This window comes from Marinomonas sp. ATLA20, assembly GCF_057180105.1.
The window spans coordinates 33,609-59,363 of record NZ_JBXUKU010000019.1; the positions used below are offsets into that span (position 1 = coordinate 33,609).

The 25,755-nt window shown below is 46.9% G+C and carries 25 protein-coding genes, 1 pseudogene and 1 riboswitch; of the genes and pseudogenes, 20 read left to right on the forward strand and 6 right to left on the reverse strand.

The annotated features are described in order from the left end of the window. Positions 1-68 precede the first annotated feature (68 nt). Both AC2A4J_RS19575 and xseA read right to left on the reverse strand, forming a co-directional pair. The gene (locus AC2A4J_RS19575) at positions 69-1,364 is read right to left on the reverse strand and encodes an MFS transporter (RefSeq protein WP_484177191.1); all 1,296 of its coding nucleotides are present in this window, start codon (positions 1,362-1,364) and stop codon (positions 69-71) included. Positions 1,365-1,644: 280 nt separating this feature from the next. Then, a complete protein-coding gene (gene xseA / locus AC2A4J_RS19580) occupies positions 1,645-2,985 on the reverse strand; it encodes an exodeoxyribonuclease VII large subunit (protein WP_484177192.1) in 1,341 nt (446 codons plus the stop codon). 93 nt (positions 2,986-3,078) lie between these two features. Between xseA and guaB the strand changes: the two genes are divergently transcribed. Beyond that, a complete protein-coding gene (gene guaB, locus AC2A4J_RS19585) occupies positions 3,079-4,545 on the forward strand; it encodes an IMP dehydrogenase (protein ID WP_484177193.1) in 1,467 nt (488 codons plus the stop codon). Positions 4,546-4,674: 129 nt separating this feature from the next. Continuing rightward, on the forward strand, positions 4,675-6,252 hold the full coding sequence (gene guaA, locus AC2A4J_RS19590; RefSeq protein ID WP_484177194.1) for a glutamine-hydrolyzing GMP synthase: 1,578 nt from the start codon (positions 4,675-4,677) through the stop codon (positions 6,250-6,252). A 72-nt stretch (positions 6,253-6,324) separates the two neighbouring features. Here guaA and AC2A4J_RS19595 read toward each other — a convergent pair whose 3' ends face one another. Continuing rightward, the gene (locus AC2A4J_RS19595) at positions 6,325-6,528 is read right to left on the reverse strand and encodes a hypothetical protein (protein ID WP_484177195.1); all 204 of its coding nucleotides are present in this window, start codon (positions 6,526-6,528) and stop codon (positions 6,325-6,327) included. A gap of 547 nt (positions 6,529-7,075) precedes the next feature. Here AC2A4J_RS19595 and AC2A4J_RS19600 point away from each other — a divergent pair. The 3 genes and pseudogenes from AC2A4J_RS19600 to AC2A4J_RS19610 all read left to right on the forward strand — a co-directional run. Continuing rightward, on the forward strand, positions 7,076-7,630 hold the full coding sequence (locus AC2A4J_RS19600) for a class I SAM-dependent methyltransferase (protein WP_484177212.1): 555 nt from the start codon (positions 7,076-7,078) through the stop codon (positions 7,628-7,630). 198 nt (positions 7,631-7,828) lie between these two features. Next, positions 7,829-8,920 (forward strand): NADH:flavin oxidoreductase, encoded by a 1,092-nt coding sequence (locus AC2A4J_RS19605; RefSeq protein ID WP_484177196.1) that lies wholly within the window; start codon positions 7,829-7,831, stop codon positions 8,918-8,920. Positions 8,921-8,963: 43 nt separating this feature from the next. Next, a pseudogene (locus AC2A4J_RS19610) lies at positions 8,964-9,281 on the forward strand (GMP synthase (glutamine-hydrolyzing)); the annotation flags it as partial. A 169-nt stretch (positions 9,282-9,450) separates the two neighbouring features. Here AC2A4J_RS19610 and AC2A4J_RS19615 read toward each other — a convergent pair. After that, positions 9,451-10,035 carry a TetR/AcrR family transcriptional regulator gene (locus AC2A4J_RS19615; RefSeq protein ID WP_484177197.1) on the reverse strand — a complete coding sequence of 195 codons (585 nt, stop codon included), beginning with the start codon at positions 10,033-10,035 and terminating at the stop codon, positions 9,451-9,453. Positions 10,036-10,140: 105 nt separating this feature from the next. Between AC2A4J_RS19615 and AC2A4J_RS19620 the strand changes: the two genes are divergently transcribed. The 3 genes from AC2A4J_RS19620 to AC2A4J_RS19630 are packed head-to-tail and all read left to right on the forward strand — an operon-like array spanning position 10,141 to position 12,937. After that, positions 10,141-11,367, forward strand: a complete 1,227-nt coding sequence (locus tag AC2A4J_RS19620) for an MFS transporter (protein WP_484177198.1) — start codon at positions 10,141-10,143, stop codon at positions 11,365-11,367. Continuing rightward, the gene (locus tag AC2A4J_RS19625) at positions 11,364-11,570 is read left to right on the forward strand and encodes a hypothetical protein (RefSeq protein ID WP_484177199.1); all 207 of its coding nucleotides are present in this window, start codon (positions 11,364-11,366) and stop codon (positions 11,568-11,570) included. Before AC2A4J_RS19620 ends, AC2A4J_RS19625 begins: the two co-directional genes overlap by 4 nt. Next, positions 11,567-12,937: an amidase gene (locus tag AC2A4J_RS19630; RefSeq protein WP_484177200.1), complete on the forward strand. Its 1,371-nt coding sequence runs from the start codon at positions 11,567-11,569 to the stop codon at positions 12,935-12,937. Before AC2A4J_RS19625 ends, AC2A4J_RS19630 begins: the two co-directional genes overlap by 4 nt. Positions 12,938-13,246: 309 nt before the next feature. Here the strand turns inward: AC2A4J_RS19630 and AC2A4J_RS19635 are convergent, their stop codons facing one another. Continuing rightward, a complete protein-coding gene (locus AC2A4J_RS19635) occupies positions 13,247-14,203 on the reverse strand; it encodes an AraC family transcriptional regulator (protein ID WP_484177201.1) in 957 nt (318 codons plus the stop codon). A gap of 99 nt (positions 14,204-14,302) precedes the next feature. Between AC2A4J_RS19635 and AC2A4J_RS19640 the strand changes: the two genes are divergently transcribed. Further along, positions 14,303-15,511: an MFS transporter gene (locus AC2A4J_RS19640; RefSeq protein WP_484177202.1), complete on the forward strand. Its 1,209-nt coding sequence runs from the start codon at positions 14,303-14,305 to the stop codon at positions 15,509-15,511. 161 nt (positions 15,512-15,672) lie between these two features. On the opposite strand, the gene AC2A4J_RS19645 is transcribed toward AC2A4J_RS19640, so the two are convergent. Next, complete coding sequence (locus tag AC2A4J_RS19645; RefSeq protein WP_484177203.1) at positions 15,673-16,578, reverse strand: LysR family transcriptional regulator; 906 nt, start codon at positions 16,576-16,578, stop codon at positions 15,673-15,675. Between the two features lie 119 nt (positions 16,579-16,697). Between AC2A4J_RS19645 and AC2A4J_RS19650 the strand changes: the two genes are divergently transcribed. From AC2A4J_RS19650 to sfsA, 11 genes are all read left to right on the forward strand, one after another. After that, complete coding sequence (locus AC2A4J_RS19650; RefSeq protein WP_484177204.1) at positions 16,698-17,750, forward strand: aldo/keto reductase; 1,053 nt, start codon at positions 16,698-16,700, stop codon at positions 17,748-17,750. Positions 17,751-17,766: 16 nt separating this feature from the next. Continuing rightward, entirely contained in the window at positions 17,767-18,123 is a 357-nt protein-coding gene (locus AC2A4J_RS19655; RefSeq protein ID WP_484177205.1) for a DoxX family protein, read from the forward strand. A 67-nt stretch (positions 18,124-18,190) separates the two neighbouring features. Next, the gene (locus AC2A4J_RS19660; protein WP_255827069.1) at positions 18,191-18,793 is read left to right on the forward strand and encodes a flavodoxin family protein; all 603 of its coding nucleotides are present in this window, start codon (positions 18,191-18,193) and stop codon (positions 18,791-18,793) included. Between the two features lie 144 nt (positions 18,794-18,937). Continuing rightward, a riboswitch (TPP riboswitch) is annotated at positions 18,938-19,036 on the forward strand. 97 nt (positions 19,037-19,133) lie between these two features. Further along, on the forward strand, positions 19,134-20,006 hold the full coding sequence (thiD, locus tag AC2A4J_RS19665; protein ID WP_484177206.1) for a bifunctional hydroxymethylpyrimidine kinase/phosphomethylpyrimidine kinase: 873 nt from the start codon (positions 19,134-19,136) through the stop codon (positions 20,004-20,006). Next, complete coding sequence (locus AC2A4J_RS19670; RefSeq protein ID WP_255827067.1) at positions 19,996-20,775, forward strand: ABC transporter ATP-binding protein; 780 nt, start codon at positions 19,996-19,998, stop codon at positions 20,773-20,775. Before thiD ends, AC2A4J_RS19670 begins: the two co-directional genes overlap by 11 nt. After that, on the forward strand, positions 20,768-21,568 hold the full coding sequence (locus AC2A4J_RS19675) for an ABC transporter permease (RefSeq protein WP_370646852.1): 801 nt from the start codon (positions 20,768-20,770) through the stop codon (positions 21,566-21,568). Before AC2A4J_RS19670 ends, AC2A4J_RS19675 begins: the two co-directional genes overlap by 8 nt. Before the next feature lie 21 nt (positions 21,569-21,589). Next, positions 21,590-22,540 (forward strand): ABC transporter substrate-binding protein, encoded by a 951-nt coding sequence (locus tag AC2A4J_RS19680; protein ID WP_484177207.1) that lies wholly within the window; start codon positions 21,590-21,592, stop codon positions 22,538-22,540. Between the two features lie 34 nt (positions 22,541-22,574). Beyond that, positions 22,575-23,237 carry a thiaminase II gene (gene tenA / locus AC2A4J_RS19685; RefSeq protein WP_484177208.1) on the forward strand — a complete coding sequence of 221 codons (663 nt, stop codon included), beginning with the start codon at positions 22,575-22,577 and terminating at the stop codon, positions 23,235-23,237. 19 nt (positions 23,238-23,256) lie between these two features. Then, positions 23,257-24,048 carry a hydroxyethylthiazole kinase gene (thiM, locus tag AC2A4J_RS19690; protein WP_484177209.1) on the forward strand — a complete coding sequence of 264 codons (792 nt, stop codon included), beginning with the start codon at positions 23,257-23,259 and terminating at the stop codon, positions 24,046-24,048. Positions 24,049-24,094: 46 nt separating this feature from the next. Then, the gene (thiE, locus tag AC2A4J_RS19695; protein ID WP_484177210.1) at positions 24,095-24,709 is read left to right on the forward strand and encodes a thiamine phosphate synthase; all 615 of its coding nucleotides are present in this window, start codon (positions 24,095-24,097) and stop codon (positions 24,707-24,709) included. Positions 24,710-24,836: 127 nt separating this feature from the next. After that, a complete protein-coding gene (gene sfsA / locus AC2A4J_RS19700; protein WP_484177211.1) occupies positions 24,837-25,556 on the forward strand; it encodes a DNA/RNA nuclease SfsA in 720 nt (239 codons plus the stop codon). Positions 25,557-25,755: the final 199 nt, after the last annotated feature.

Sequence of the window (25,755 nt, forward strand, 5' to 3'; positions counted from 1 at the left end):
TGGTAACGCTCAAGGCAAAAAAAACGCCACATTAAAGTGGCGTTAGAAAAGCAAAATGGGTTTGTTATCTAATTGATTTTGAAATGTCTACGTATGCCAAACAAGGCGAGTAGGCTAACGAAACTCGTGAATAACAAGTAATAGCTTGGTGCAAGTTGGTCGCCTGATGCGCTGATAGACCAGACAAGTAAGAAGGGCGTGAAGCTACCAAAAAGTGTCGTACTGATGTTATAGCTTAAGGCCATGCCTGTTGCTCTGACACGAGTTGGGAACATTTCCGACATCAAGGCCGGTAGGCCACCAAAATACATGGATTTCAATACGCTCAGCCAAAAGAGAACGCTGGCAAGCATGATCAATGTTGGGTGATTAGATAATATGAAAAAAGCAGGCCAAACCGTCAGGAAGAAGAGCACGCCAGCCGCAATCATAAGGCGGGTACGTCCAATACGGTCGGATAGGATGCCAACGAAAGGAGTGAGGAACATGAGCACGGTATAGCTGATCAGGGTGCCGCCGTAGCCAATAGAATTACTCAAGCCTAGATATTTTGTGGCATAGGTCGGCATGAAAATGATCGAATAAGTCACTGATGTAGACAGTATCATGGCACCGATATTAAATAGAATGCCAAGCTTGTTATTCGCAAACAATTCCACTAATGGCACTTTTTCTTCTTTCGATTCGGTGAATTCACCCGCTTCTTCAATATGTCGGCGAATGTACAAACCGACAGGGCCAATTAACAAACCAAAGAAGAAAGGAATACGCCAGCCCCAGCTTTCCAGCTGCCCCGTGGTTAAGGTCGTCGTTAGTAATAATCCAAATCCCGCACCTAATAAACCGCTAAGGCCTTGGCTAGCAAACATAAAGCTAGAGATAAAGCCTTTGCGTTCAGGGTAATGCTCGACCAGCATGGCAGTCGCGCTACCAAACTCTCCCCCAGCAGAGAAGCCTTGTAGAAGTCTAGCGAGCAAAATCCCTAATGGTGCCAGTAAGCCGATGGTTTCATAGGTGGGCATGATTGCAATAAGGAAGGTTCCGGCCATCATTAGCCAGATCGTTAGCAACATGGCTGCTTTACGGCCTATCTTGTCTGCGTAGCTACCAATAACCATCGCACCAATTGGGCGAATAAGATATGACATGGCAAAGGTGAAAAGCGCCAGCATGAGTGACAAAGTTTCGTTATCAGTAGGGAAGAAGAGTTTTGAAATAGTGCGAGCAAAAAATGCGTAGACGATTAGATCAAACCATTCCAATGCGTTGCCAATAGAAGAGGCAACAATGAGTTTTAATAACTTTTTGTCTGCTGGTTTGTGAGTTGAGGCTTGTCCGCCCTCAGCATGGTAAGTGTCCGACATCAATGTGGCTCCATTATAATATTTTTTATCTTGCTAGTTAGTCTTCAATCGATACTAGGGAATGAAAAGTATTTGCACAATTATTCATTTATTAAAAGATCTTTGCTTTTTTTAGAAAGCTCGGGGTGACTATTTTGGGGCGTCAGCAAAGGTTGAGAGCGTTTTTATTGGCGTGCTTTAGAAATTTATACGGGGTGTGCATTTTGAGTAAGGTGATCGCGGTAGGGGAGAGAAGCGCACACTAGTATTAATAGAGTATGCGCTCTGTTGATTTAGGTGCTTAGCGCTCTGTTACGTCACACGAAATGACCCCATCTTGAACTCGGACGGAAATTGCATCGCCTTTTTCAACGTCATGAATAGAGCGAATAACTTGCTTGTCTTTTGATGCAATGGCATAGCCTCTAGCCAAAGTATTAAGCGGGCTGACGAGGTTGAGTTTGTCTATAAGACGAGCAAAGGCGGTTTGCTTGTTGGCTAGTGTGTTGCTTAATGCGCGAGCAAGGCGGGCATCGATGTCTTTGAGCTTTTGTCTGTCCTGATCGATACGGCGAGTCGGGCTGTTTCTTTCCAGTCGATGAGCGAGGTTGGCGGTTTGGTTTTGTTGCTCCAGCACCTTGCGTTGCATGCTTTGTTGTAAGCGATGCTTAAGCTGGTCTAGCTGAGTTTGCTGTTGCTCGATTCGCTCCTTTGGATGGCGAATACGCTTGGTCATAAAGTCGAGCTGTTGTTGGCTTTGTTCGAGAATGCGTGACATGCGTCGAACCAGTTGCTTTTCTTGCTGCTCGATTTGTCTAATCAATTGATTGCGGTCAGGGCTTAAAAGCTCCGCAGCGGCGGTTGGGGTAGCGGCTCGAACATCGGCCACAAAATCCGCAATGGTGAAGTCAGTTTCATGACCAACAGCCGATACAATAGGAGTTTGGGCAGCAAAAATGGCGCGTGCTAAGGTTTCGTCGTTAAAACTCCATAAGTCTTCCAGTGAACCACCACCACGGCCGAGAATAATGGCGTCAAAGTGCCCACTGCTATCGGCGCGTTGCAATTGCCGCAAGATGTTTTTAGAAGCGTCTTGGCCTTGCACTAAGGAAGGCAGAATGGTGAGTTCTGTCAACGGAAAGCGTCGACGAAAGGCAATGATCATATCGCGAACCGCTGCGCCGACTGGCGAGGTGATGATGGCAACACGTTCTGGTTGGGTCGGCAGTGGTTTTTTATGCTCTGGTGCGAAAAGGCCTTCGGTTTGTAAGTTGTTTTTTAAGCGTTCAAACGCCTGTTGTAATGCACCTTCACCTGCCGACTCCATGCTTTCGACACTGAGTTGGCAGTCGCCTCTTGGACCATAGAAAGTGACGCGAGCACGCAAGCGAACCATGTCACCATCTTTGGGTTTGAATCGTACGGCTGCGTTTTTACCTTTGAACATGGCGCAGCGGATTTGTGCACGGTCATCTTTGAGTGAAAAGTACCAATGTCCAGAGCCTGGCTTGGCGAGGTTGGATATCTCACCTTCGACTAAAATCCACGGCAAACTGGCTTCAAGTAGTTGTTGTATCTGTCTATTTAGCTGCGATACGGTAAAAGCCGTTTCTTGTGACGCAGAAGTTGTAAAATTTTTCATCAATCTCTCGTGGTTTTGATTTACCGAATGCAACTAAAGGAGTAGAATTACTTGCCATCTTAACACCCTTGTTGGCATTGGAAACTCCCCATTATGTTACGAATCGTGCAAGAAGCTTTAACGTTTGACGACGTACTGCTTATCCCCGGCTATTCCGAAGTTCTTCCTAAGGATGTTAGCCTCAAAACGAAAATCACTAAAGACATTGAGCTAAATATCCCGCTTACGTCTTCAGCGATGGATACCGTTACTGAACATCGCATGGCGATTGCTCTGGCTCAAGAAGGTGGCATAGGCATTGTGCACAAAAACTTGACTATCGAAGAGCAAGCTCGCGAAGTTCGCCGAGTGAAAAAATTCGAAAGTGGTATCGTTCGTGACCTTGTAACCATTAATCCTGAAGCCAGCGTTCAAGACCTTATGGATTTGACCGCGGCGAATAGCATCTCAAGTGTGCCTGTTGTTCAAGGTTCCGATTTGGTTGGTATTGTTACCAGTCGTGATGTGCGTTTTGTTAAAGATTTTGACAAAAAAGTCTCTGACATTATGACACCAAAAGATCGTCTTATTACTGCGCTTGAAGGTGCTTCTTCTGGCTCTATCCGCAAGTTGCTACATGAAAATCGCATTGAGAAAGTGCTGATTGTTAATGAGCAATTTGAGTTGCGTGGCATGGTGACGGTGACTGACTTTAATAAAGCCACGACTTTCCCACATGCTTGTAAAGACGATCAAGGTCGTTTACGTGTTGGTGCCGCTGTTGGTACTGGCGCAGATACCGGCGATCGAGTGAAAGCCTTGTCTGATGCTGGCGTTGATATCATTGTTGTTGATACGGCGCATGGTCATTCTAAAGGTGTTATTGATCGCGTTCGTTGGGTAAAAGAACATTTCCCTCATATTCAAGTTATTGGCGGTAATATCGCGACAGCGGAAGCGGCAATTGCTCTAGCTGATGCGGGCGCAGATGGCGTGAAAGTGGGTATTGGCCCTGGTTCTATCTGTACTACGCGTATCGTTTCTGGTGTGGGTGTTCCTCAAATCAGTGCGGTGGCAAATGTTGCTGAAGTAATGGATCCTCGTGGTATCCCTGTTATCGCTGATGGCGGTGTGCGTTTTTCTGGTGATATCAGTAAAGCGATTGCAGCTGGCGCGAGCGTTATCATGGTGGGTGGTCTGCTTGCTGGTACTGATGAGGCGCCAGGTGAAGTAGTCTTGTTCCAAGGTCGTGCCTATAAAGCCTACCGAGGCATGGGGTCTTTGGGTGCAATGTCCCAAGCGCAAGGCTCTAGTGACCGCTACTTCCAAGACTCAAGCAGCGTTGAAAAGTTGGTTCCAGAAGGCATTGAAGGCCGTGTACCTTCTAAAGGTCCAATGGTGGCTGTTGTTCACCAGCTTATGGGTGGGGTTCGTTCTTCCATGGGTTACACTGGCTCCGCTGATATTGAAACCATGCGTACCAAAACGCAGTTTTCTAAAATTACCGGTGCAGGTATGCGTGAAAGCCACGTCCATGATGTGACTATCACTCAAGAGGCACCAAATTATCACGTCGGTTAAGGCGAGATAAATTGAAACCGAGATGGGGCGTTTAAGACGCCCCATCTTTATTTATTGCTCTTACTATTTTATTGATTACTTCTACGATAAGACTGAATTCTTTGAGTAGAGTGAAAGGAATGGCTAATAATGTCGCAAGATATCCACGCTCATAAAATTCTTATTCTTGATTTCGGTTCTCAGTACACTCAGCTGATTGCACGTCGTGTTCGTGAAATTGGTGTTTACTGTGAAGTTCGCGCTTTTGATATGGAAGATCAAGAAGTCATCGACTTTGATCCAAAAGGTATCATTCTTGCTGGTGGCCCTGAATCCGTTCCAGAGCCTGGTTCTCCTCGTGCTCCAGAAGCAGTATTTACATTGGGTGTGCCGGTATTTGGTATTTGTTACGGCATGCAAACCATGGCAGAACAATTGGGCGGTAAAGTTCAAGGTTCTGAAATTCGTGAGTTTGGTTACGCGCAAATTCGTAAGCACGAAGGTCCTGCACTGTTTGATGAAATTCAAGATCACATTGCAAACAATGGTGTTGCCTTGCTTGATGTTTGGATGAGCCATGGCGATAAAGTGATTGAAATGCCTGAAGACTTCACTTTGATGGCATCCACGGATAGCTGCCCAATCGCAGCGATGGCGAACGAAGCTAAGAAATTCTACGGTGTACAGTTCCACCCAGAAGTAACGCATACGTTACAAGGTGGTCGCATTCTATCTCGTTTCATCGTAGATATTTGTGGTTGCGACACTTTATGGACGCCTGCCAACATCGCACAAGATGCAATTGAACGCATGCAAGAGCAAGTGGGTGACAGTAAAGTATTGTTGGCCTTGTCTGGTGGTGTGGATTCTTCAGTGGTAGCGGCATTGCTTCATAAAGCGATTGGCGACCAATTGACGTGTGTATTCGTAGATAACGGTTTGCTTCGTTTGAACGAAGGCGATCAAGTAATGAAAATGTTTGCAGACAACATGGGCGTTAAAGTCATCCGTGTTGATGCGGAAGACTTGTTCCTTGGCAAATTAGCAAACGAAGCGGATCCTGAGAAAAAACGTAAGATCATTGGTAATACCTTTATTGAGATCTTCGACGAAGAATCATCTAAATTGGATGGCATCGACTTCCTAGCGCAAGGTACGATTTACCCTGACGTAATCGAATCCGCAGCGGGTAAAACTGGTGGCGCGCACGTGATCAAGTCCCACCACAACGTAGGTGGCTTGCCAGAAGACATGAAAATGGCCTTGGTTGAACCACTTCGTGAGTTGTTCAAAGACGAAGTGCGTAAACTGGGTCTTGAACTAGGCCTGCCATACGACATGGTTTACCGTCATCCTTTCCCAGGACCAGGTCTTGGTGTGCGTATCCTAGGTGAAGTTAAAAAAGAGTACGCCGACATCCTACGTCGCGCGGACGCTATCTTCATCGAAGAGCTACGTAACGCTGGCTGGTACGAGAAAACAAGCCAAGCTTTTGCGGTATTCCTTCCAGTTAAATCTGTTGGCGTAGTAGGCGACGGCCGCCGTTACGAATACGTGGTAGCACTTCGTGCAGTTGAAACCATCGACTTCATGACAGCTCGTTGGGCGCATCTGCCATACGAACTGCTAGAGAAAGTGTCTGGTCGTATCATCAACGAAATCGAACACATCTCCCGCGTGACTTACGACGTATCGTCCAAGCCTCCTGCTACTATCGAGTGGGAATAATTCAGCTAGGTACGTCTTAACTGAATAAATAGAAACATTCTAAAGCCCGCTTTCCAGCGGGCTTTTTGTTATCTAATGTAATGGCCAAATCATTTGGTACTGTCTAGCGGCTTCAAATATGCTGTTTTGCTGCGTTACATGTATCGCTAACGTCTTGCCGTTTTTTCGCAAGCTGACTCTCGAAGCCTTGGCCAGGTCTTCTATCTTTACCTTAGAGAATAGCGCCAGAAAGCTAGCCTCGGCATCGCGTAATGAGGCGTCAAGCTGTGCGTCCATTACTTTCTCGACTAGGCATTCGGATGAGGTTGAATTGGCGCCAAGGTTGAGTGGAGGGAGACGAGCTAACAGTTTCGTAGTGCCACTTCAGTCAAGGGTGAGTGGCTTTCAGGTGCCACCGTGTCCCTTTTCAGCGGTGACGATGCCTCGACCGCATAGCCAACCCATCATACGCAGGCCGCGAGGCTTAGAGTGAGATCCTTCATATTAGCTACGAGCACCCTATCACCGCTTTAGTAGCATACAAATTCATTTTGAAACATTTAAAGTTACATGTATTGAAGTGTGCTACTCTTTCAAGTAACATTTGATATTACATTATGGCTTTTAAGGGACCATTGGTTGTGAACTACGATGCCATCATTATTGGGACGAGCTTTGTAGGTCTTTCGGCTTCCAGCCCCTCGTAGTCGGTATGCAATGTCTTCGTATCGGTCACTGATTTTTGATCCCAAATTTATCGAAACTATCTGAAGGAGAGAGCAGAATGCAGGCTGAATCTATTTGGAACGACCTTTATGCTAAGGGCTCGCAGACCTCGTCAGGCATGCCCGGTCTGGCACTGTCTCAGTTCGCGGGACCGCTTCGTCCCGGCAGGGCGCTGGAGCTTGGATGCGCCAGGGGCGACGATGCTATCTGGCTGGCTCGGAAGGGTTGGCACGTGACGGCGGTCGATGTCTCGTCGGTCGCGCTTGGAATCGCCTCCCGCAACGCCGAAGCGGCTGGCCTCATGGAGCACATTCGGTTCGAGGAGCATAATCTCGCCCTATCTTTTCCGGAGGGGAGCTTCGATCTGGTCACCGCCAGCTTCCTACATTCGCCTCAGGAATGGCCGCGAGGCGATGTTTTGGGGCGAGCTGCTAGGGCCGTGGCTCCCGGGGGGCATATTCTGATAGTAGAGCACGCTTCGCGTGCGCCTTGGTCTTGGTCCCCCGAGAATACCCGTTTTCCCTCGGCACACGAAACGTTCACGACGATGCAGCTCGCCCCCGAGGAATGGGCGCACCATTGCCTCTGTTCCATTGCCCGAACTGCTACAGGGCCGGAAGGACAAACCGCAACTGTTACTGACAACGTTCTCTTCCTGCAACGACTGAGCTAAGCAAACCGGAGATCCTTGAAATGACAGATACATCGACCTCGGATCGGAACCGCGCCACGGCCTTATGTATAAGGCTATCGCGCTGCGTTCGGGGTCTCGGCAGGCCTCTTTCTCATCGCTCTCGCCATCACTCTGGTTCTGCCGCGGCGCGCTTCCAAGCGAACAGCTGACTAGCATACTAAATAGAAGGACACTTTCATGACCATTGATACCAAATCACACTCTAACCTGTTCGCCCCGCTCAGCTTGCCGCGCGGCCCGAAGATAAAGAACCGTTTTGTTCTCGCCCCGTTGACCAATACCCAAAGCCGCGAGGACGGAACGCTGTCCGACGATGAATACCGCTGGCTCACGATGCGCGCAGAGGGTGGTTTCGGCCTAGTGACAACCTGTGCCAGCCACGTTTCGTCCGCGGGCAAGGCTTTCTTGGGTCAGCTGGGCTGTTTCGATGACCGCCATCTGCCCGGCCTTGAACGCCTTGCTGCGGGGTTGCGAGCACAGGGTGCGGTTTCGTCTTTGCAGCTCCAGCACGGAGGCATCCGCTCACTTTCAGACGGAAGTGAGCTAGCTGGCCCCTCTGCCCATTCCGAAACCGGTGCAAGGGCGATGAGCGAGGCCGAAATTGAAAACATTATCGCAGAGTTCGTCGCCGCCGCTCGACGCGCCGAGCGGGCCGGGTTTGATGGCGTACAAATCCACGGCGGGCACGGTTACCTCATTGCTCAGTTCCTGTCGCCCGAGTTGAACCGACGTAGCGACCGTTGGGGCGGCTCCCCCGAGAACCGAGCCCGCTTCCTCTTCGAGATTCTGCATCGCATTCGCGCTGCCTGCCAACCAGATTTCCAGATTGGCATCCGCATATCGACCGAGCGCTTCGGGCTGGTCCTATCTGAAATGGTCGACCTCGCGTCTCGGCTCTTCGCGGACGGAGGTATGGACTACCTCGACCTGTCTTTGTGGGATATCACTAAGGAGCCTGAAGAAAAAGCATATAAGGGCAGAACCCTTATGTCGCTGTTTGCTGATCTGCCTAGAGGTGACTGTGCGCTCGGGGTTGCCGGTGGAATCATGACTGCAGCGCGCGGAGAATGGGCTCTGTCCGAGGGTGCAGATTACGTGGCAATTGGCAAGGCGGGTATACTTGTCCATGACCTTCCCGAATGCATAAGGAAGGAGGCTCGCTATACCTCACCCGCATTGCCGGTTTCGCCAGAGTACTTACGACAGGAAGGGCTCAGTACAGCATTCATCGACTACCTACGTGGGCAGCGGAGTTTCGTCGAGGACTGAATGCAGCCGTAATCGCAGCTGTCTTTTGGTCATAAGTTTGCGTGCCGACATCCTTCGTCGTGCGGGCGTTATCTTTATCGAAGAGCTACGTAACGCGGGCTGGTACGAAAAAACAAGCCAAGCCTTTGCCGTTTTCCTACCAGTTAAATCTGTAGGTGTGGTTGGTGATGGTCGTCGCTACGAATACGTTGTAGCGCTACGTGCTGTTGAAACCATCGACTTCATGACGGCCCGCTGGGCGCTCCTTCCATACGATCTTTTAGAGAAAGTATCCAGTCGAATCATCAATGAGATCGAACACATCTCACGCGTGACTTACGACGTATCGTCTAAGTCTCCTGCGACGATAGAGCGGGAGTAGGTTGAGTCGTAAGCAGCTAATCTAACTCTTATAAAATAAAAGGCCAGTCAGTAATACTGACTGGCCTTTTTTATGTTCATCTCTAACTAGCCGACTTGTTGTGTTAACTATGTGTTGAGTCATTTATTGCCCTAAGAGAAACTGAGTTCGCCTTTTAAGGTGAGAGATTTTATTCGATCAACGGCTCGCAGCTATGTTGGATAGTTGCCAAAGTTATACTGATAAGAGTCTCAATATCTTGATCTTTAGGCGTCGTATCATTAAAAAGCATGCCGTACATGATAGGTGCAATGATGAATTGTACGATTTGGTCAACCGTCACGCTTTTTTCTTGTCGAGCCTCCGCTCTTTTTGTGATCACTTTTAGTTGTTCGCGTATGTAGTCATCACATTTCCCTGTACATTCGTGGCCTTGTGTTCCCAGCACTTCTCTCAGCATCGCTTTGCCCGGATCCGATGTCATTTCATCAATAAACGATTTCATCCAATTGGTGAGATCGTTGTAAAAGTCGCCAAAATCGGTGGGGATTTGTTCTGGTTGCAAACGTTCTAGAGCGACATCAGCTAATAAGTTATCCAATGTACCCCAGCGTCGGTAAATAGTGGTTGGGTTCACGCCAGCACGAGCTGCGATGTTTGGCACAGTAAGACGTTCTTGAGCAGACTCTTTTTGGAGGTCTAAAACCGCTTTATGCACCGCGGCTTGGACTCGTGCGCTCCGTCCTCCCGGTCGAGGGGATGTTTTATCGTTCATGACGTTCTCTTTCATCTTTAAAAAATACTAAAGCAAATAATTTGCTTTAGTATTTGGGTGGAGTTACTATTCTCTAAAGCAAATATTTTGCATTAAGGGGGTGTTATGTCAACTAATATGTTTTTGGGGTCGGATCATTGTGGTTCTTGGAGGTTATCACCCTCCGCAACGACCATTTTGTATACCGTCATTTTAATGGTTTTTTTGGCCGTATCCAGCGCGCCAACACCGTTATATCATTTGTATCAAACTCGATGGGGCTTTAGCGCGACGACATTAACGACCGTGTTTGCAGTGTATGCTGTGGGATTGTTGTTAGCGTTACTTTTTGCTGGACGTTTGTCGGACTTTGTCGGTCGTCGTCCGGTTATCTTGTCTGCGCTTTTATTAGAAATAGTGGCTATGGTGGCTTTTTGGTTCGCAAATGACGCCACTATGTTGATCATCGCTCGGGCGATCCAAGGGATGGCAACAGGGCTAGTCACGGCTTCCGTTGGCGCAGCTATATTGGACCTCAGCCGTGAAAAAGGTGCATTAATAAACAGCATTTCGCCTATGTGTGGAATGGGACTTGGCGCTATAGGAAGTACGGCCTTAATGGTTTATGCGCCATTACCGACTCAGCTTGTGTTTGGTGTGTTGCTGCTAATTTTGCTTGTTGCGGCGTTACTTGTTGGCTTTGCACCTGAAACGTCTAAGAAAGCCAAAGGGGCGTTGGCGAGTTTGAAGCCTAAGCTTACCGTACCTATTAAAGCGCGCCGGGCGTTTCTTTTTGTTACGCCTTTGAATATGGCTGTGTGGATGCTAGGTGGATTTTATTTATCACTCATGCCTTCACTTATCATTAATATTTTGCACATCAATTCACCTTGGTTGGGTGGTTGGGTAGTGGCAGCGCTAACGTTAACAGGAGGGTTGGCGGTCATTTTGGCACGTAATCTTACGTCTTTTAGTACTATTTTTTCGGGGGCGACTGCGTTGTTGGGCGGTTTAGTTGTGATTTTGTTTGGGGCGAATACGGGAAGCGGCCTGATGCTCATGCTCGGCTCTGTTTTGGCAGGATTTGGCTTTGGAGCGGGATTTTTAGGATCTGTACGTAGTGTATTGCCTTTGGCTGAACCGAGTCAAAGAGCATCATTAATGGGCGTTTTTTATACGGAAAGCTATTTGGCGAATAGCTTGCCAACCATTGCTATTGGTTACTTGGCACAAAAAACGAATCTCTTAACCGCCGTGAATGTATACGGTGTGTTGATTAGTTCGTTGGTGTTGTTGGCTATCCTTTTATTGTTTTTAAAGCACAGAGCTGGGCGTAGGAGTGTGTTGTCATGAGTTTAATGGTTGTTAAACCTTTATCTATAGAAGAAACAATCGCTTTATCTAAAAGTTTGCACTTGGATTTACCTGAAGAGCGAGCTGTGGTGATTGCCAATGTAGTCGCTCACATTAGAAGTGTGATCGGAAAATTAGATGATCTGTCTTTTGATGAGACATGTGTGCCAGCTTTTCAGTATTCAGTGGAGGGTAGAGAGTGAGAGAAGTGATCAATATGACGCTTACTGAGGTGAGTGCTCTAGTGGCTGCGCAGGAGTTATCCCCAGTTGAGTTGGTTGATAGAGCGATACAGTGCATACGTCAAAACGAGCCACAGATTAATGCGTTTGTTTCTGTTTGGGAGGAAGAGGCGCGCCAACAGGCTAAGCAAGCGGAAGAGGATATTGCTAAAGGACGTTACCGTGGGCCATTACATGGCATCCCTATCGCGTTAAAAGATCTTTATAATATGGCGGGTAAACCAACCACGGCGAGCTCTCAACAGCGCCATGGACATTTGGCTGGCTCGAACAGTGACGTAGCGCAAGCATTACAACAAAGCGGTGCCATCATCATTGGTAAAACCCATACCCATGAATTTGCGTTTGGATTGACCACACCACAAACGGCTAATCCGAGAGATATTTTGCGAACGCCCGGTGGTTCTAGTGGCGGCTCTGCCGCGGCAGTGGCGTATGGTGGTGTGTGGGGAGCTATGGGGACGGACACTGGAGGCTCCATTCGTGTTCCTTCTGCTCTGTGTGGCATTGTCGGATTTAAACCGACTTATGGGGTAGTTTCTACTAAGGGGATCACCCCCTTATCTTGGTCTTTGGATCATGCCGGGGCGATGGCGAGAAGCGTGGAGGACATCCATTTGATGTGTCAGGCTATTATTAATATAGCGGAAAATGATGTTCAAAATTATAAAAAAATTGAATCAGTAGACATATCAAACATTACCATAGGGATCCCTAGGAATTATTATTTTGATCATGTAGCGGAACCTATTGCGGCGGCGGTGCGCCAAGCGGTGGATTTACTGGTGCAGCAAGGGGCAACCTTGGTCGAAGTGGATATTCCTTTGAGCGATTATTTAATCCCCACTCAATGGGGAATCATGGTCGCCGAAGCAGCGTCGGTTCATGGAGAAATGATACGACAATCTCCCGAGCTGTATGGGGATGATGTGCGTACGTTGATTGAGTCAGGGCAATTGCTGCCAGCAACGGATTATCTCAAGGCGCAGCGAGCAAGAAGTATGATTCAGAAAGCTTGGCAAGACATGTTTTCTGATATAGATGTCTTACTCACTCCGACGGTTCCTCAAACTGCGGCCTTGAAAAATCAAGAGGCATTTCTAAGGGAGGATGGCAGTCAAGAAAGTGTCAGTGATGCTTATGTACGATTATGTGCCCCGAGTAATGTAACAGGGCTGCCGTCATTGACATTACCTTTTGGAGAAGATGTGGATGGATTACCTATTGGTGTGCAGCTACTTGGTGGGGCTTTTATGGACTATAGAGTGCTGCAAATTGGTAAGGTAATTGAAGATGAGTTTCTCCGCACAAATAGTCTAGAACAATAAAAAAATACGAATAGCATAGATGATAGTACCCAGAAATAATGGCTTATTTGCTAGTTGTTATATAGGTGTACTCTCGTTTCAATGATATTTGAGTGGGAGTAAACCTAGCCGTTGCTAGTTAATCAGATGTCATGAAGCTAATGAAATACCAGTCAGTACTCCTGCCTGGTATTTTTTATTACAACATTACTGGGTTCATAGGGGGAAAATAGTAATGAGACGTTTGTTTTTCGTGATAAATATGACTAACGGGCAAGCAAACTAATAGTTGGCTGCGTTATAGTTGGAAGATTGAGAGTTAGTATTTAATTATATGGATAAATATCGACTCGCGCCTGGGGGATGTCCAGTAATGCGTTTGAAAGCTCGGCTAAATGCCGCTTGGGAAGTGTAACCTAAACGTTGAGCGACAACGTCGATGGAGATTTTTTCGTTAGTTAACCATTGGTGAGCAAGGCGCATTCGTAGCGTGGTTGTGTAACGTAATGGTGGCATGCCAATGGTATCTTGAAATCGTTGGGCAAAGATCGATCGTGAAATATGAGACTCAGCTGCTAACGATGAAACTGTCCATTGTTTACCCGGTTGGCGATGCAACGCTAGTATTGCAGGGGCGAGACGTGGATCTCGTAGCGCAGAGATAAGGCCCGAAGCATTCTCACAGCCATTTTCCACCCATCCGCGTACGATCATTGATGCTCCCACTTCGGCTAATCTAGCCAGTATTCCTGCAAAGCCTATACGACCGGAGCAAATTTCTCGTTTCATGGCGTCTAATATCCCCACTAAATCCGGATATTTCTGTCCATGTGTATCTGCGACCATCACGTCAGGCATGAGTTTTCTAAGCTCATACATACCACCGAGATCGAATTCCATACAACCGTAGAAAATGATAGCGCTTGGTATTGAATGAGTGCTTGGACATGTATCTACCCCACTAACACTATCTCCTAGTGGATCAGAGGTAAACTCGCTGATTTCTTGACCTGAGATCTGTGTGCTTGATATTAGTTGATGGTCGAGCCCTTGAGGTATGAATACTGCACTACCTGCCGATAATTCGTGAGTGCCTTCTTTTGTTCTGAGTAACGCTGTCCCCACAGCTACATAATGAAAGTAAGCGTGTCCCGGTCTTGAATTAAATGCTAAGCCAAAAGTAGGTCCAGTCTGAATGCGGCGGTATTGAACGCCGCTCAAGCGCATGCCTGTTAATAGTTCACTTATGAGTTCCGAGGATATAGCAAATTGCTGACTTTCTTTCATTTAGGGGTTTCAATCAAAAATTAGGGAGTATTAATCATAGATCATCCGAACCTTAGACTCTAGACTTCCTACATGTTTTTTATGTCTAGGAATCTTGAAATGAATGATGAAGTAATGGAGCCAGTATCAACTGACAAGGCTGACGAAGTGCCGTCAACGCCTGCATGGATGGCAGTTTTTTCCTTAGCGATGGGAGTGTTTGGTCTGTTAACCGCTGAGTATCTTCCTGCCAGTCTACTTACGCCAATGGCCTCCGATCTTGGTGTTTCGGAAGCGCTAGCAGGTCAAGCTGTGACAGTGACCGCTGTAGTTGCTTTGTTTGCTGGTCTGTCAGTACCACGACTAACTCGCAATTTAGATAGACGAGTGGTTTTGTTAAGTTTTACCGTATTGATGATTGCTTCTAATTTATTGGTCACCTTGTCTACCAATCTAGTGTTTCTACTGGTAATGCGTATCTTATTAGGCTTTGCGCTTGGAGGGTTTTGGTCTATGGCGGCGGCGGTTGCAATGCGTTTAGTGCCAAAAAAACTTGTTCCCCGGGCTCTTTCTATCATCTTCAGTGGTATTGCAGTGGGGACCGTGGTTTCTATCCCTCTTGGTAGTTACCTAGGGGGACTTTATGGTTGGCGCAGTGCTTTCTATGCCGCAGCAGCCGTGGGCGTTTTGACGTTGATTTTTCAGCTTTTCACATTGCCGAGTATGGCGCCGCGTAAAGCCGTTCAGAATGAATCAGTGCTGGGGTTGTTACGACGTCCCGGTATCTTCATCGGAATGCTGGGGTGTGTATTAGCTCACACGGGGCAGTACGCCTTGTTTACCTATATTCGGCCTGCTTTAGAGAGTGTTTCTAATATTGGTGTAGATGGCTTGTCTTTGATGCTTCTAGGGTTTGGTGTTGCTAATTTCCTTGGAACGTTGTTAGCTGGCGAGTTAATGCAGCGTAGTTTACATGCTACTTTAGTCATTAAGCCTGCATTGGTCGGTATAGCGGCATTCGGAATTATCCTGCTTCCTCTTGGAAATATTGGATTGATGGTGTTAGTTGCGCTTTGGGGGTTGGCATTTGGTGGTGTGCCCGTTGCGTGGTCAAGCTGGGTTGCTCAGGTGCTTCCTGATCACGCTGAAACGGCGGGAGGCATGGTGGTTGCAGCCGTGCAGTCATCGATTGCATTGGGTGCTGCCGTAGGAGGGCTGATTTTTGGTCTGAGTGGCATTGTAGGGGTTTTTATTACTGGTGCTAGTATTTTGTTGCTTGCTGCCCTTTTCATAAGCTTGCGAGTTCGAACAGATTTATTTAACGGATAGCTTATCTGAGTAAAGAGAGCGGATATTTTGTTCATTAACGATAGAGTGGGAATAACCCCTACTCATTAATAGCTTAATAAAGCGGCTCTCTTTACTGTAAGGAGGGCTGTTTTTGTATGTGTTGGCTGTTTAAAAAATTCTGGAGTACTGTCGTCGTTAAACTAATCAAGATAGGGCTTTAATACGTCCTCTAGCCATGCGATAAAAATTCGTACTCGACGAGACAAATTTTGCCTGTGTGCTACGACAATAGAAACCGGCAATGGCTCTGGTCGTAGCGTTGGAAGTACTTCAACGAGAGATCCGTCTTTTAGAAATGGGGTTAGGCTGGATAAGCCTGCTTGTATCAATCCAAGTCCAGCGAGCCCTGCTTCATGATAAGTTTGAACATTGTTTACCCGCAATGAGCCGGGCAAATTGAGTGTTTTGTAACTTTCACCATCGTGATATTCCCATCCAAATGGGCGATTTCCTAATGTCGGAGTGTAGTGAACAAGACGATGATCTTGTGTGGTTAGATCTTCTAAAGTATGAGGTGTTCCATATTTTTCTAAGTACGCTGGACTTGCCGCGTTTACCATTTTTAACGCGCCAATATGTCGCGCCACAAGAGAATCATCGAGAATCTCACCTACTCTAAGCACACAATCCATACCTTCTTGAGCCACATCAACTCTACGGTCGGTGCTGGAAATTTCCAGCTCAATACCTGGATACTTTGCCATAAATTCTGGTAATGCAGGAATGACGTTTGCGCGGGCGAATTCTGTTGGTAAATCTGCGCGTATTCGTCCATCGAGCAGTGCGTCATCGTCTGAAAACATCAAACTCAACTCTTCTGCATCAGCGAGTAAAGCGCAAGCTCGTAGATAAAAATTTCGCCCGTTTTCTGTTAGCTGAACCTTACGAGTTGAGCGGTGCAAAAGGCGTGTCCCAACCTGTCTTTCTAATTGGCGCACGACGTTAGATGCTCGGCCTTTTTGTATGCCAAGGCTTTCTGCTGCGTGAGTGAAACTACCCATTTCTGAGATGCGTACAAATATGGCGAGATTTTCAAGATTATGCATTGTGTCTCTTTTTGATAACAATGGGTTTTTATTGGAGTAGTTTATCGTAAAAATGCCACAAGGTAGAGTGGAATCTTAGAGAGTCAGGCGGGCTGGTTCTACGTATTTGGGAGAATGACATGCGCTATAACCAACTGGGTAATACAGGGTTGTTTGTGTCAGAAATGTGCCTTGGAACCATGACATTTGGTCCGACAGGTCAACAAGGTCTTTACCATGATATTGCAGGAATGGATCAGGCGACAGCGGACAGCATTGTGGAGTGTTGCTTTTCTGCTGGTGTTAACTTCTTTGATACAGCGGATGTTTATACAAATGGGCACTCTGAGAAAATGCTCGGCCAAGCTTTAAAGAATCTAAATGTGCCTCGTAAAGATGTGGTGATTGCGACTAAGGTTTTTAACCCATCAGGAGCGGGTCCGAATGATAGAGGTGCTTCTCGAGGCCATATTTTGGATTCGGTAGAAGCAAGTTTGGAGCGCTTGCAAATGGACTACATCGACCTTTATCAAATTCATGCTAACGATCCTATCACGCCTATTGAAGAAACTCTGCGAACACTTGATGACCTTGTTTCGCGCGGCTTGATTCGTTATATCGGTTTGTCTAATTGGACAGCTTGGCGTATCGCGAAAGCACAGGGTATTGCTGAGCGAGAGGGTTTTACGCGATTTGAAACTGTGCAAGGCTATTTTTCTTTGGCTGGGAGAGATTTAGAGCGTGAAATGGCTCCCATGTTAATGGAAGAAAAGATGGGATTACTGGCTTGGTCTCCTTTGGCTGGCGGGCTGCTATCAGGAAAATTTTCGCCAGACTCAAAAGGCGAAGGGCGGCGTGCCAATTTTGACTTTCCTCCTGTGGATAGGGACAAAGTTTGGGCGTGTGTTGATGCTATGCGACCGATTGCAGCAAAACATGATGCTTCTATTGCTGCCGTGGCGCTTGCTTATGTATTGAGTAAGCCTTTTGTAACGTCTGTGATTACAGGAGCAAAACGCCTCGATCAAATAGAGCAGAACCTTGCAGCAGTAGAGATCCAGTTAGATCAGCAAGATCTAGCTATTCTGGACTCTGTTAGTCGTCTGGTTCCGGAATATCCTGGCTGGATGCTTGAACGTACCGCGCCTACTCGCATGCCGTCCGGTAAGCAAACTACGCCAACATTGCGATAGCTAGGGGAGTAGTCAGATGAAACTGTTTTCTTACCAATTTTTTATGACTTGGTTGTTGGTCGCTTTTTTTGTCTTTGCGGGATTGTTGAATGTGTTTCCTCCTGCTCCCTTGCTTGAAGACTACAGCCGTTGGGGTTACCCCGATGGTTTCCATTACATCACCGCGGCACTTGAGCTTTTAAGTGCTTATTGGCAAACCAAGTCGTCGCTTAAATTGCGGCAGGCGGGTCTTGCTTTAGGTGGTTTGGTTTTAGTGGGGGCGCTTATTACGCTCGTACTATATCAGCAGTGGCTGCATGTCATTTTTCCATTGTTGGTTTTGGTAGTTCTGTTATTTCAATTTAGGCAAAAGCCTTTGCGTTGTGTTCTGTGATGAAAAGTCGGGCGTTTTTTGTTTTGTCTTTAGGGCAAGTTTTATCAATCAAATTAAGAGGTGTGTTATGAGTTTTTCTTCAGAGTTGAAAGGGGTAGTCATCTATCATTCTGGTTATGGCCATACTCGACGAGTGGCAGAAGCCGTTGCGGATGGGGCGAACGCTAAACTGCTACCGATTGATGCAAATGGTGAATTAAGCGAAACAGCGTGGTCTGATATTAGCAAAGCGCACTTTGTGATTTTAGGATCTCCAACCTATATGGGCGGGCCAAGTTGGCAGTTCAAGAAGTTTGCTGATGCATCATCAAAGCCGTGGTTCGAAGATCAATGGAAAAACAAAGTGTTCGGCGGTTTTACCAACAGCTCTAGTATCAATGGTGACAAGCTATCGACTCTGCAATACTTCACTTTATTTGCGGCTCAGCATAGAGGTATTTGGGTCGGTATGGGAATGAAGTCTTCTAATACAAAAGCGTCACAGCGTGATGATATCAACCGAATGGGGTCATTTCTTGGTCCAATGGCACAAGTTGCTGCCGATGCTGGACCTGAAGAAATGTCGCAAGGGGATCTCGATACCGCGCGCCTTTATGGGGTACGTGTTGCAGGTCTAAGTGCGAAATTTTATTCGTTTGAGACAGAGCTTAGTTTGCGAGAAATTTCATAGCGTTATGTGGCTGTTGTAAATCCTTGTTACGGTACATTACTTCTGAAATCAAACGGCCCTCTTTAGTGTAAAGAGGGCCGTTTTTGTATGTGTCGGCTGTTTAAAAAAGAATACCTTTCACCTGAATGTCCTGTTATTCTTTCTGTGAAATAGTCGGGGGGCCAATGCATTGGCTGAGATCGAAAGAGACCCGCAGAACCTGATTCAGTTAGCACTGGCGTAGGGAACTATTTGCACTTTGCCTTTAGCCGAGCAATTACGGCTATCTTATGCGAGTCCGATCTTTGATCCCTCCAGAATGGCCAAAGTCAGTTCCTATACGTCTTTAATAGGAACGATAATGGCACCATCTACACAGCAACACCTTAAACAGCAAAAAACGAATCAAACCGCGTCAAAAAATATTCCTATTGTGCTTACCATTGCAGGGTCAGACAGTGGCGGCGGTGCGGGTATTCAAGCGGATATTAAGGCTATGTCCGCCACGGGTAGCTTTGCCTGTTCTGTCATTACCGCGATTACTTCACAAAATACGCTAGGCGTTTCGGCTATTTATCCGATTCCGCTTGACCATGTCGCGAGTCAACTAGACGCCGTTTTTACTGATCTTAATGTTGTTGCGGTGAAAATAGGCATGCTGGCTGATGTCAGCATCATCAAGGTCGTGGCCGCTAAATTACGCCAATACGAGCCGAAATATATCGTGATTGATCCTGTGATGGTGGCTACTAGCGGTGATTTATTGCTAAAGCACTCGGCAATATCCGCGTTAAAAGAGACATTACTCCCTCTTGCTGACATTGTTACACCCAACCTACCTGAAGCGGCCGCGCTAACCGGTCATGCCGTGCCTCAATCTGAAGTCGAAATGAACGATATGATGGCGGATTTACGTGCATTGGGCGCTAAGGCGGTTTTGCTAAAAGGAGGGCATTTAGAGGCGGACGAAAATAGTAACGACCTTTTGATCACACAAGATGACTTTGAATTATTAAGCGCTAAACGGCTAGTCACAAAAAATACCCATGGAACAGGCTGCACACTGTCTTCTGCGATTGCCTCTTACCTTGCTCAGGGCAATAGCCTGCAGCAATCCGTTCAGTTAGGTAAACAGTATATTACCGGCGCGATTGCCCATGCGGATGAGTTAGATATCGGTCAAGGCCACGGCCCAGTTCATCACTTCTTTGCAGGCCATCAAGATGTGCGCTAAAGCCATCATCGGCATAAAGATTCGTCATGGGGGCCTTCAATACAAAGGCACTCCGGTACCAACGCTAGCAGGGATGAATATGACCATTCCGGCGAATCAGTGGACGGTGCTGCTGGGTCGTAGTGGCAGCGGTAAAACGACGATATTGCGTTATCTTGCTGGTCTACTAGACGATCAAGTGGAATGGCAAGGTGAGATTGCGGTTAGTGGCAATAACGTATCTGCTGAGAATATAGTATTGCATGACCATATTGCGTATATGGCACAGCAAGATTTGCTCCTTCCCTGGCTAAATGTGTTGGACAACGTGTGTTTAAGCTCACGCTTTGCCAATGCCGCTCCTAACAAAGAACACGATAAGCAGCGCGCACTGATTTTGCTTGAGCAAGTCGGCCTTGCAGATAATGCCTATATGACTCCCGCCCAACTGTCCGGTGGTATGCGTCAACGGGTGGCGCTTGCTCGTACTTTAATGCAAGACAAACCGCTGGTGTTGATGGACGAACCCTTTTCAGCGCTTGATGCGGTTACTCGGCACAAGTTGCAGACGTTGTCCGCCTCCTTGTTAAAAGACAAAACGGTTGTATTGATCACTCATGATCCGCAAGAGGCAGTGCGTTTGGCAGATCAATTGTATGTTCTTCAAGGTGCGCCAGCCCAAGCTCAGCAGTTGGATGTTCCTGAGTCGTCGCCACCTCGAAAACTCGATGCTGAATGCGCTGCTTTGCAACAAGCTATTTTGGATCAGTTGGAGAAAGACTATGAGTGATATGGCTCAGTACCATTCTGTGTCGACACGCCTTAGTAAGAAAGAGCGTATTACGTATTCGGCGCTACGGTTGGTGATCAGCACGGCAGTGATTCTTGGTCTTTGGCAAATTGTGGTGGTGGCTTTTCAGATGCCAAGCTTTATTTTGCCGTCGCCAATCGCGGTGCTCGATCGTTTAGGAACCCGCTATGATGTGCTGCTCAAGCATACTTGGGTTACCGCGCAAGAAATTTTGCTCGGTCTCGGTTTAGGGTTAACCATGGGCTTATTGTTTGCCTTGATGATGTTGATGTTTCAGCCGCTTAAGCGTTGGCTGCTCCCCATACTCATTGCTAGCCAAGCCATTCCTGTGTTTGCTATCGCGCCCGTGATGATGCTCTGGTTAGGCTATGGCATTGCCTCAAAAGTGGTCATTGCGGCCATTATTATCTTCTTTCCGGTGACGACCTGTTGTTATGACGGCCTGCGTAACACACCTACCGGTTATCTTGACCTTGCTAAAACCATGGGCGCCTCGAAGTGGCAATTGTTGCGGCATATTCAATTGCCTGCGGCTTTGCCGACGCTCGCTTCAGGCATTCGTGTTGCCGTTGTTATTGCGCCGATTGGTGCGGTGGTTGGCGAATGGGTAGGGTCAAGCGAAGGCTTGGGTTATCTGATGCTGCAAGCGAATGCGCGGATGATTATTGATGAGATGTTTGCCGCCTTATTTATTCTCGCGGTGCTCTCGATCATCTTGTATTTCAGCACGGACATAGTATTGAAAAAAGCCATCCCTTGGCAAAATAAGTAGAACCATAAAAGGAAAAAATCGATGAATAAAAATACATTGCTGAGTGCCATTGCTCTGTTTGCGGTGCTGGTTTCGAATAATGTTATGGCGGCAGAAAAGAAGCTAACGTTAATGCTGGATTGGTTTGTTAATCCAGGTCATGGCCCTATCATTATTGCCAAAGAGCGTGGCTACTTTGAACAGGCAGGCCTGCAGGTGAAAATCGAAGAGCCTGCTGATCCAAGTACGCCTGCTAAGTTGGTTGCTGCTGGTAAAGTGGACTTGGCCGTGTCATATCAACCAAATTTGACCATGGATGTATCTGCTGGTTTACCTTTAATCCGTGCTTCAACATTGGTCGCGACACCATTGAATACTCTGTTGGTGCTTGATAATGGAAAAAACGACTCCCTTGCGGATCTTGAAGGGAAAAGCATTGGCATCTCTATTGCTGGGAACGAAGAAGCGACGCTTGGCACCATGCTTGGGCAAGAAGGCGTTAAATTTTCTGATGTGAACATTATTAATGTGGGTTGGGCGCTCTCGTCGTCTCTTGCCTCAGGCAAAGTCGATGCGATTTGGGGCGGTTTTCGTAACTTTGAAATCAATCAGCTCGCGTTAGAAGGATACAAAGCCAAAGCCTTTTACCCAGAAGAGCACGGTGTGCCTTCTTATGATGAGCTGATCTTTGTCGCTAACGCCAACACCTACAATAAAAAAGACATAGAAGCCTTTAATAAAGCCATTCAGCAAGCCACGACGTATATCGTCAATCATCCAAATGCAGCGTGGGAACAGTTTGTTGCTTATGCCCCTGATACGCTTAATAACGAGTTAAACAAGCGCGCTTGGAATGATTCCTTGAGCCGCTTTGCGCTACGACCAGCCGCGGTAGATCTAAAACGCTATGACGATTACGCCCAGTTCTTGTTCGACCATAAAGTCATTAATACGTTACCGAAAGCGAAAGATTACGTACCGACCTTTAACTAATGCCTAAAGCGGCTAACTCTAAGAGATTTGTCATATGAATTACCAAGATTTGATCGCCGCCTGCCAGGAAGATTGGACGGCCTACACAGAACACACTTTTGTACAGCAATTAGCAAAAGGTACTCTTGAACAACCGTGCTTTTTGCATTATCTAAAGCAAGACTTTTTGTTTCTCAAGCAATATGCCCGTGCGTATGCATTGGCAATTTACAAAGCGCGTACGTTAGACGATATGCGTCGCGCCTTGCCGACTGTGTACAACCTGTTAGATTCAGAAACCGCCCATCATGTGGAATATTGCGCACAATGGGGATTAACAGAAGCGGATCTTGAAAACGAACCGGAAGATTTTGGCACGGTGGCTTACACGCGTTATGTGTTGGATGCGGGTATGACTGGCGATTTAGTCGATCTTTATGCGGCATTAGCGCCATGTTCTGTTGGTTATGGCGTGATTGGTAAGGCGTTACTTGAAGATGAAAATACTGTCATTGAAGGTAACCCTTATGCGAGCTGGATCAAGCTTTATAGTGGTGACGACTACCAATCGAGTGTTATGACAGGAATGGAGCACTTTAATAAGCTGTTGTCCGAGATTGATATAAACAGCCAGCGTGGACAGAATTTAGTTGATGTATTTAAGACGGCTACCCGCATGGAAATCGCTTTTTGGCAACAAGGCTTAAACGCTAAGTAACATTGATAGGAGCATGAAGATGTTAGTTGAACAAATCACTCAAGCGCTTACTGCCGTAAGAGAACAAAAGCCTTTAGTCGTGAACATTACCAACTATGTGGTGATGAACAATACGGCTAATGCGCTGCTAGCGATTGGGGCGTCTCCCATTATGGCGCACTCTAAGCAAGAAATGGCAGAGATGATGGCGTTTGCTGGGGCGTTGGTGATCAACATCGGTACGCTAGATAGCGCTTGGATTCCACGTATGACGTTTGCTGTCGAACAAGCCAATGCGAATGGCAAAGTGGTCGTACTTGACCCCGTCGGTTGCGGAGCCAGCATATTGCGGACTGACACCTCTCGCGAAATAGCGCGCTTGGCCGATCAACTGATTATTCGAGGCAACGCATCGGAAATCATCGCACTGGCCAACGAACAAGCGAAAAGCAAAGGCGTGGATGCACTAGATAGCAGCGATACCGCACTGAGCGCGGCGCATTTCTTGGTGAAGGAGTATGGCGCCCGTGTCGTTATTTCCGGAGAGACCGATTACATAGTGACAAGTGAGCAAACGGTTAAGCTCAACAATGGCCATGCCATGATGCCTTGTGTGACCGGAATGGGTTGTACATTGAGCGCTCTGACGGCGGCCTTTGCGGCGGTGGGCGAAGAAACCGGTGTGGCGGCTGCAGCTGTGCTTGGTGTTGTCGGAGAAATTGCGGCCGAGCAAGCGCGTGGGCCAGGTAGCTTACAGCTGACCATTATTGATGAGTTGTATTTGTTGGATGAAGCCACATTAGCTAAGCGACTCAAGCTTCAGGTGAGTTAATAGGTTAGCCTGTTAGAGAAATAACAATTGGCTTAAAGGAAACACAATGAATCCCTATCGTTTGTATCTGGTTACCGATGACCAACAAGATTTAGCCACCTTAAAACGTGTTGTAAGCAAGGCTGTGGAAGGTGGTGTGACTATGGTTCAAGTTCGTGAAAAGCATGGCGATGTGCGTGCTTTTATTGAGCGAGCCTTGGCCGTTAAAGAGATTCTTAAAGGTTCAGGTGTTCCTTTAATTATTAATGATCGAGTAGATGTCGCGCTCGCGGTGGATGCCGATGGCGTTCATCTCGGTCAATCGGACATGCCAGCTAAGGTTGCTCGTCAGTTAATCGGCCCTGATAAGATTTTAGGGCTATCAATCGAAACACAAGAACAGCTTGCTGAGGCCGATTCTTTGCCGATTGATTACATTGGCTTAAGTGCCATCTTCGCGACACCAACAAAAACCAACACTAAGTATCATTGGGGGATAGATGGATTGAAGTCGGCACTCAAGGTAACGTCTTTACCTATTGTTGCCATTGGAGGAATCCATGAAGGGAATATCCCTGAACTTTGTTCCACTGGTGTTCATGGTTTAGCGCTGGTCTCTGCAATTTGCAGCGCTGATGATCCTAAAGCGTCCGCTGCTCGCTTGCTTGAGTTAATGGGGTAAGGTTTCACTTGTCGATTGTGGTAGGGGAGGATGTTCCTTTACTATATCGTTATCAAAGCAGCTCTCTTTATAGTAAAGAGGGCTGTTTTTGTTTGTATTGAATCTCAAAACATTTTGGAGTTTTGTTGTGGAATTTCCAACGCCCTTAATAGAGGGGAAATTAATTAAACGTTATAAACGTTTTTTGTCAGATATTGAATTGCCAAATGGTGAGGTCGTGGTGGCCCATTGTCCCAATACTGGATCAATGAAACGCTGCCAGCAAGATAGCGCGCGCGTGTGGCTATCTAAAAGTGATAACCCAAAGCGTAAACTTGCCTATACATGGGAGCTGGTGGAGGTAGATAACCAGCATTTGGCTTGTATCAATACCGGTTACCCGAATAAATTGGTGGGCGAGGCCATTGCTGGTGGCGTGGTGAAGGAGCTTTCCGGTTATGCGGAGCAAAAAGCCGAAGTGAAGTATGGCGAGAAAAGTCGCATTGATTGGTTACTCACTGGCGGTGATGGCAGCAAGTGTTATGTGGAAGTTAAAAATGTCACCTTATTAGAGGAAGACGGATTAGGGTACTTTCCTGATGCAATTACAGATCGTGGGCGTAAACATTTGTATGAGCTGGCGAAGATGGTCGAAGAAGGGCATCGTGCAGTAATGTTCTTTTGTGTGAGTCATACGGGGATTGATTCTGTTACACCCGCTGCGCACATTGATAAAAAGTATGCTCAGGCATTTATTGAAGTAGTTGGAAAGGGGGTTGAGGTAATTGCTTATCAAGTGGCTATCGACACTCAGGAAATGAAAGTAGTGCGCTCTATTTCAGTAGATATGCCCGAATTGATAGATTGATAATGCGTAAACTCTCTTTATTTGGTTGCTTTATAACCAAAAAGAGTGTTTTTTGACGGTTTTATGAACGAATTCGCTTTTATTTAAAATAAATTGAAAGAAAATGTCGAAAAGGGTTGCACAAAATCTGTAGATCCTTAATATACGCCCTCGCTGACACGGACAAGGCTTCAGAGCAACGAAGACCAAGTTCAACTAA